This window comes from Nocardia sp. MH4 (assembly GCF_019266065.1).
In the GTDB taxonomy this organism is placed as follows: Bacteria; Actinomycetota; Actinomycetes; order Mycobacteriales; family Mycobacteriaceae; genus Nocardia; species Nocardia canadensis.
The window spans coordinates 1-6,322 of record NZ_LPNR01000010.1; the positions used below are offsets into that span (position 1 = coordinate 1).

Sequence of the window (6,322 nt, forward strand, 5' to 3'; positions counted from 1 at the left end):
CCGTCGGCGTCGCAGGTCGAGCAGCCAGCGACGGCGTCGGCCGAGCAGCGGGCGGCGGCGGGCCTGGCCCCGTGTCCGGCGCAGGCGCAGGCGCCCGGATCGGGTCCGCTGGCCGGGATCTCCCTGCACTGTCTCGCCGACGGCGCGCCCGTCGACCTCGCCGCCGCGCTCGGCGGCAAGCCCGCGCTGCTCAATCTGTGGGCCTACTGGTGCGGTCCGTGCGCCGTCGAGCTGCCCCACCTGCAGGAATTCGCGCAGCGCGCGGGCTCGCAGCTCACCGTGCTGACCGTGCACAGCGACCCCGACGAGGTGAAGGCGCTGTCGCGACTCGACGGATTGGGCGTCACGCTGCCCGGTGTCGAGGACCCGCGGGCGAGCGTGCGCACCGCCGTCGGCGCGCCCGCGGTACTCCCGGTGTCGGTGCTCGTGCGCGCGGACGGCACGATTGCCAGTGTCGAGGTCCGCACGTTCGCCGATGTCGCCGACATCGCCGACACGGTGGCCGAGGAGCTCGGCGTTCGGATCGCGGTATGACGAAGGACGTTGTGATGAACGGTGTACTACGGCTGGACGAGTCCGGTCTTCCGTCCTGGCTGACCGCCGCGATCCGGCACGGCGGCCCCGACGCCGACGACACCCTCGCCGTCTCCCGCGCCCTGCGCCGGGCCATGTCGATCACCGGCAAGCCGCGTCAGGCCGCCGTGCTCGTCCTCTTCGGCGGTTCGCCCGACGCCGATCCCGCCGCGCCGGGCGGCTTGCCCGCCGATGCCGACGTGCTGCTCACCCAGCGCGCGTCGACCATGCGCCAGCACCGCGGTCAGATCGCCTTCCCCGGCGGCGCCGAGGACCCCGGCGACGACGGCCCGGTCGGCACCGCGCTGCGCGAGGCCGCCGAGGAGACCGGCCTGGACCCCGCGGGCGTGCAGCCCTTCGCCATGCTGCCGAAATTGTTCGTTCCGCCGTCGAAATTCGACGTGACTCCGGTCCTCGGCTACTGGCGAGCACCCAGCGCGGTCGGCGTCGTCGATCCGGCGGAAACCGAGCGTGTCGTCCGTATTCCGCTGACCGAATTGCTCGATCCGGCACACAGATTCATGGTGCGTGGCAGTCTCGGCTACCAGAGTCCCGCTTTCCAGGTCGACGGCATGCTGGTCTGGGGGCTCACCGGCGGTATCCTCGCCGGAATCATCAAAACGGCTGGGTGGGAACGAGACTGGGATCGGGGCGACGTGCGTGACTTGGAGAGCTCGCTGGCTGCGGTCGGAATGACCCTGTGAGCGAGCGCAGCGAGCGGCCTAGCGGGGCAGCCGCCACGGCGGTCATGCTGGAGCCGAGCGCCAGTGAGGCGGAAGTATGAGCGCCTCGGTATGGCTCGATATCGCGGTCGTGCTGATCGCACTGGTGGCGGCGTCGACCGGCTGGCGGCAGGGCGCGGTGGCGTCGGCGCTGGCCTTCTTCGGCGTCGCGCTGGGCGCGGTCGCCGGCATTCTGATCGCGCCGCACATCCTCAAACACCTCAGCGAGGGGCGCAGCCGGGTCCTCGGCGGCATCCTGCTGATCGTGCTGCTGGTGATCGTCGGCGAGGTCGCGGGCATGGTGCTCGGCCGCGCGGCGCGCAGCAGCATGCGTCACCCCGTGGCGCGCAGCGTGGACAGCGTCATCGGCGCGGTGCTACAGGCGGCGACCGTGCTGGTCGCGGCCTGGTTGCTGGCCCTGCCGCTGGCCACGGCCTCGCAACCCGGCGTCGCCGCCGCGATCAACGGATCGCGGGTGCTCGCCGACGTCAACGAGGTCGCGCCGAGCTGGTTGCGCAAGCTGCCCAACGAATTCTCGCGGCTGCTGAACACCTCCGGGCTGCCGGACGTCATCGGACCGTTCGGCCGGGCACCGATCGCCGCGGTCGAACCGCCGGACGCGAGCGTGCTCGCCAGCCCGGTCGCGGCCTCGCTACAGCAGAGCGTGCTGCGCATTCGCGGTGTCGCGCCCAGCTGCCAGCGGGCGCTGGAGGGCTCCGGCTTCGTCGTCGCGCCGGAACGGGTGATGACCAACGCGCACGTCGTCGCGGGCACCACCAGCGTGTCGGTCGATACCGCGCGTGGGCCGATGGAGGCCAGCGTGGTGCTGTTCGACCCGTCCAAGGACATCGCGGTCCTCGACGTGCCCGGACTGACCGCGCCGGTCGTGCCGCAGGCGCCGCAGGCGGCGAGCTCGGGGGAGAGCGCGATCGTGCTCGGCTACCCGGGCGGCGGCCCGTACACGGCCAGCGCCGCTCGTGTTCGCGAGACCCTCGACCTCACCGGCCCGACGATCCACCGGGACGGCACCGTCGAGCGCGAGGTGTACACGGTGCGCGGCCAGGTCCGGGCCGGTAACTCGGGCGGACCGCTGGTCGACACCGAGGGCCAGGTGCTCGGCGTGGTCTTCGGTGCCGCCGTCACCGACGACGACACCGGCTACGTGCTGACCCTGCACGAGATCGCCCCGGAACTGGCGGCCGCGCAGACCAGCGGCGCTCCGGTTCCCACCGGGGCCTGCGTCCTGAGCTGAGACGAATCGTCCCGGGTGGCACCAGCCGCCCGGGACGAACTCGTTCAGGGGGAGACCAAGCCGTCCTTGGGCGACCCGTTGACGCCGTTCTGTTCGCGCCAGCGGGTGGTCAGTACCTCGTTGACCTTGCCGGGGTTCTCCTGGTGCGCGTAGTGCCCGGCCCGGGGAATCGACACCAGCGTCCGATCCGGCGACAGGCGCGCCCCCCGGTGGAACGTGGTGGGCAGCAGATACGGATCGTGTTCGCCGCGCAGCCCGAGCACCGGAATGCCGATCGGCGTGCGCATGGTGGCCATGAACCGCTTGCCGTCGGGGCGCCACTGGCTGCGGAAGGCCCACCGCTGGTACTCCAGCGCGCTGTGCGCGGCGCCGGGAATCCGGATGGCGGTGCGCATCCGGGCCGCGGTCTCGGCGAATTCTGCCGTCCGTGACCAGGTTTCGCCGACACGCTCACGCAGCAGCCGCTCGACCTCGGCGCCGTCGCGGCGGGTGAGCAGGTGTTCCGGGTAGCGCGGCAGCTGGTAGCGCAGGAAGTCCGGCAGCCAGGTGGCGCGCTGGGCCCGATCGCGCAGTACCGCGCTCTTCAACGCCGCCGGGTGCGGCGAGCTCACCAGCGCGATCGTGCGGACCAGCCGGGGATGCAGCACGGCGGTGGCCCAGCAGACCAGGCCGCCCTCGGCGTGCCCGACGAGCGTGGCCTCGGTGTGGCCGAGCGCCCGGATCAGGCCGGCGATGTCACCGGCGAGGGTCCAGCCGTCATAGCCGCGTGGTGGCTTGTCGGTGTCGCCGTACCCGCGCAGGTCGACGGCGACGGTCCGGTACCCGTGCTGGGTGAGCCCGGTCAGCTGGTGCCGCCACGACCACCAGAAGTCGGCGAAGCCGTGCAGCAGCAGCACCAGCGGGGCATCGGCACGGTCCGTTCCGTCGGCCTCGACGACGTGGAAACGGATCCCGTTGGCGTGCACGTCCCGGTGGGTCCACGGTCCGTCGTAACGGACGCTGGACGGATCCGGGAATGAGTTGGACGACACGCCGATCGAGCCTAGTAGGCGGGTCCGGCCGTCGCGACCGGGCCCGCCCGGCGCGTCATCGACGGGTCGACTTCTCCAGCGCGGGAGCGTGCTCACTGTGGGTGAGTGCCGCGGGCAGGACCTCGGCGGTCTGCTTGAGCGAATTGATCGTCTTCTCCGGCGCCCGCAGTTTGCGGACCTTCAGCCAGCCGAGCAGGGCGAGCAGCGCGGTGGCCGCCACCATCAGCACGAACACGATCAGGAACGCGGCCCAGCGGTACAGCCACACGTCCAGCAGTTCGGCGAGGAAGAAGAAAAAGAAGAACGAGCTGAACAGCAGCACGGTCAACGCGAGGATGAAAAACACGCTGCCGGTGAGTCCCTTGCGGACCTCGGCGGTGACTTCGGCCTTGGCCAGCGCGACCTCGGCGCGGACCAGGGTGGACATCTGCTCGGTCGCATCGCGGACGAGGCTGCCGATACTCGCCGATCCGGGCGGGTTGGCGTCGGTCAACGGGATGGAAGTGACCGTGCGACCGTCATTTCCGCCTTGGGTGTAACTCACTTCGTCGACCCTTCTCCCTGTCCTGGCACTACTAGGCCTCACTGTCCGGTTGTAGCTCGTCCGCGTCGCGGCGCGCCTGGTGCACACGTCCTCGGCGCAACAGTAGCGCCGATCCGAGCAGCGATGCTGCCATGGAGGTCACCAGGACGGCGGCCTTCGCCAGATCGATGGCGTCGTCACCGACATCGGCCAGCGCGAGTTCCGCCACCAGCAGGCTAACGGTGAACCCGATCGCGCCGAGTACCGACAGGGCGAACATGTCGCGATACTCCAGCCCCGCCGGTCGTTTCGCCACGCCGAAACGGATCGCGAGCCAGCTGATCCCGAAGATGCCGATCGTCTTGCCGAGCAGCAGTCCGAGGATGATCGCCAGCGACAACCGGTCGGTGAACAGCGAGCCGAACACCGCCGCGTCCAGCGGCACGCCGGAGGCGAACAACGCGAACAGCGGCACGCAGAATCCCGCCGAGATCGGCTGCACGACATGCTCGAGATGGGTGGCGGGCGCGATCTTCTCGCCCGGGTCCTTGCGCACTCTGGTGAGCAGTCCGAGCGCGACGCCGGCCAGCGTCGGGTGGATGCCCGCCTCGTGCAGCGCGTACCAGCAGACCAGCGCGACGGGAAGATAGAACAGCGGCGTGTGCAGCCGCTGCCGCTGCGCCAGCGCCCAGGCGGCGCAGCAGGCCAGCGCGACACCGAGCCACAGCATCGACAGCGACGCGGTGAACAGCACCGCGATGAGGATGATCGCGAGCAGATCGTCGACCACGGCCAGGCTCAGCAGGAACACCCGGGCGCTGGCGGGGATGCGTGAGCCGGTCATGGCGAGGACCGCGAGCGCGAAGGCGATGTCGGTGGCGACCGGGATCGCCCAGCCGTTGTCCATGCCGGGCACACCGTGGCCGATGGTGATCGCGATCAGCGCCGGGGTGATGACACCGCCGACGGCGGCGATGATCGGCAGCGCGGCCCGCTTCGGATCGGCCAGCTCGCCGACGACGAACTCGCGTTTGAGCTCCAGCCCGGCGACGAAGAAGAAGATCGCGAGCAGCCCGTCCTTGGTCCAGTCGGCCAGGGTGAGGTCCAGGTGCAGGGCGGAGATGCTGAGCCGGGTGTCGACCATCGTCTGATAGCTCGCGCCCCAGGGCGAGTTCACCCAGATCAGGGCGATGGCGGCGGCGACGAGCAGCAGCGCGCCACCGACGGTTTCGGTGCGTAGATAGCGGGTGAGCTCGGAGCGAACACGGGTGATCACGGTGGGCCTTTCGGCGGGGTGGACGGCGCTGCGGGCGCTCATCCCATCCGGCGGCGCCTGGAGATTCACGACCGCATGCCGACCAGTCTTCCCGGCACACCTGAACGAGATTCTAACGGATACGGCCGGTGACATCGGAGGTCACCGGCCGTATCCTGCGCCTTCGCGGCGCGTCCCGCCTCAGTTGCCGCCGGCGCGAATCGCCTCGAAGACGCCGGGGTCGACCAGGGTCGAGGTGTCGCCGAGTTCGCGGCCCTCGGCCACATCGCGCAGCAGTCGGCGCATGATCTTGCCGCTGCGGGTCTTGGGCAGCTCGGGCACGATGTGGATCTCGCGCGGCTTGGCGATCGGGCTGATCTCCTTGGACACCTCGGCCTTCAGCTCGTCGACCAGGCCGTCACCGGCGCGGCCCGCCGCGTCGCCGGTGAGGATGACGAAGGCGACGATGCCCTGCCCGGTGGTCGCGTCGCTGGCGCCGACGACGGCGGCCTCGGCCACAGCCGGGTGCCCGACGAGCGCGGACTCGACCTCGGCGGTGGAGATGCGGTGCCCGGAGACGTTCATGACGTCGTCGACCCGGCCGAGCACCCACAGGTCGCCGTCGGCGTCGAGCTTGGCGCCGTCACCGGCGAAGTACCAGCCCTGCTCGGCGTAGCGCTCCCAGTAGGTGGCCTTGTACCGCTCCATGTCGCCCCAGATGCCGCGCAGCATCGACGGCCACGGCTTGTCCAGCACCAGGTAGCCGTTGGCCTCGGTCTCGCCGAGCTGCACCGGCTTGCCCTCCTCGTCGACGACCGTCGCCGAGATGCCGGGCAGTGCGCGCATGGCCGCGCCGGGCTTGGCCGCGGTGACGCCGGGCAGTGGCGAGATCATGATGGCGCCGGTTTCGGTTTGCCACCAGGTGTCGACGATCGGGGTCTTGTTGGCGCCGAGGACGTCTCGGTA

General features: G+C 70.7%; 7 protein-coding genes. 3 read left to right on the forward strand and 4 right to left on the reverse strand.

The window, feature by feature from the left end:
• The 3 genes from ATM97_RS00135 to ATM97_RS00145 all read left to right on the forward strand — a co-directional run.
• A partial coding sequence (locus ATM97_RS00135) for a TlpA disulfide reductase family protein (protein ID WP_218715846.1) occupies nt 1-534 on the forward strand: 534 nt, incomplete at its 5' end.
• A 14-nt stretch (nt 535-548) separates the two neighbouring features.
• On the forward strand, nt 549-1,277 hold the full coding sequence (locus ATM97_RS00140) for a CoA pyrophosphatase (protein WP_255586492.1): 729 nt from the start codon (nt 549-551) through the stop codon (nt 1,275-1,277).
• 76 nt (nt 1,278-1,353) lie between these two features.
• Nucleotides 1,354-2,547: a MarP family serine protease gene (locus tag ATM97_RS00145; RefSeq protein WP_218715848.1), complete on the forward strand. Its 1,194-nt coding sequence runs from the start codon at nt 1,354-1,356 to the stop codon at nt 2,545-2,547.
• A gap of 44 nt (nt 2,548-2,591) precedes the next feature.
• On the opposite strand, the gene ATM97_RS00150 is transcribed toward ATM97_RS00145, so the two are convergent.
• The 4 genes from ATM97_RS00150 to ATM97_RS00165 form a co-directional block, all read right to left on the reverse strand.
• Nucleotides 2,592-3,578, reverse strand: coding sequence for an alpha/beta fold hydrolase (locus ATM97_RS00150; protein WP_218715849.1), 987 nt, complete (start codon nt 3,576-3,578; stop codon nt 2,592-2,594).
• A 55-nt stretch (nt 3,579-3,633) separates the two neighbouring features.
• Nucleotides 3,634-4,122 (reverse strand): phage holin family protein, encoded by a 489-nt coding sequence (locus tag ATM97_RS00155; protein ID WP_218715850.1) that lies wholly within the window; start codon nt 4,120-4,122, stop codon nt 3,634-3,636.
• Nucleotides 4,123-4,153: 31 nt separating this feature from the next.
• A complete protein-coding gene (gene nhaA, locus ATM97_RS00160) occupies nt 4,154-5,419 on the reverse strand; it encodes a Na+/H+ antiporter NhaA (RefSeq protein WP_218715851.1) in 1,266 nt (421 codons plus the stop codon).
• 138 nt (nt 5,420-5,557) lie between these two features.
• On the reverse strand, nt 5,558-6,322 hold a 765-nt coding region (locus ATM97_RS00165; protein ID WP_218715852.1), incomplete at its 5' end, for an AMP-binding protein.

What these genes read in the sequence shown, in the direction of transcription:
- ATM97_RS00145 (WP_218715848.1), top strand. Translation starts at nt 1,354, where the DNA reads ATGAGCGCCTCGGTATGGCTCGATATCGCGGTCGTGCTGATCGCACTG.
- nhaA (WP_218715851.1), bottom strand. Translation starts at nt 5,419, where the DNA reads ATGAGCGCCCGCAGCGCCGTCCACCCCGCCGAAAGGCCCACCGTGATC.
- ATM97_RS00140 (WP_255586492.1), top strand. Translation starts at nt 549, where the DNA reads ATGAACGGTGTACTACGGCTGGACGAGTCCGGTCTTCCGTCCTGGCTG.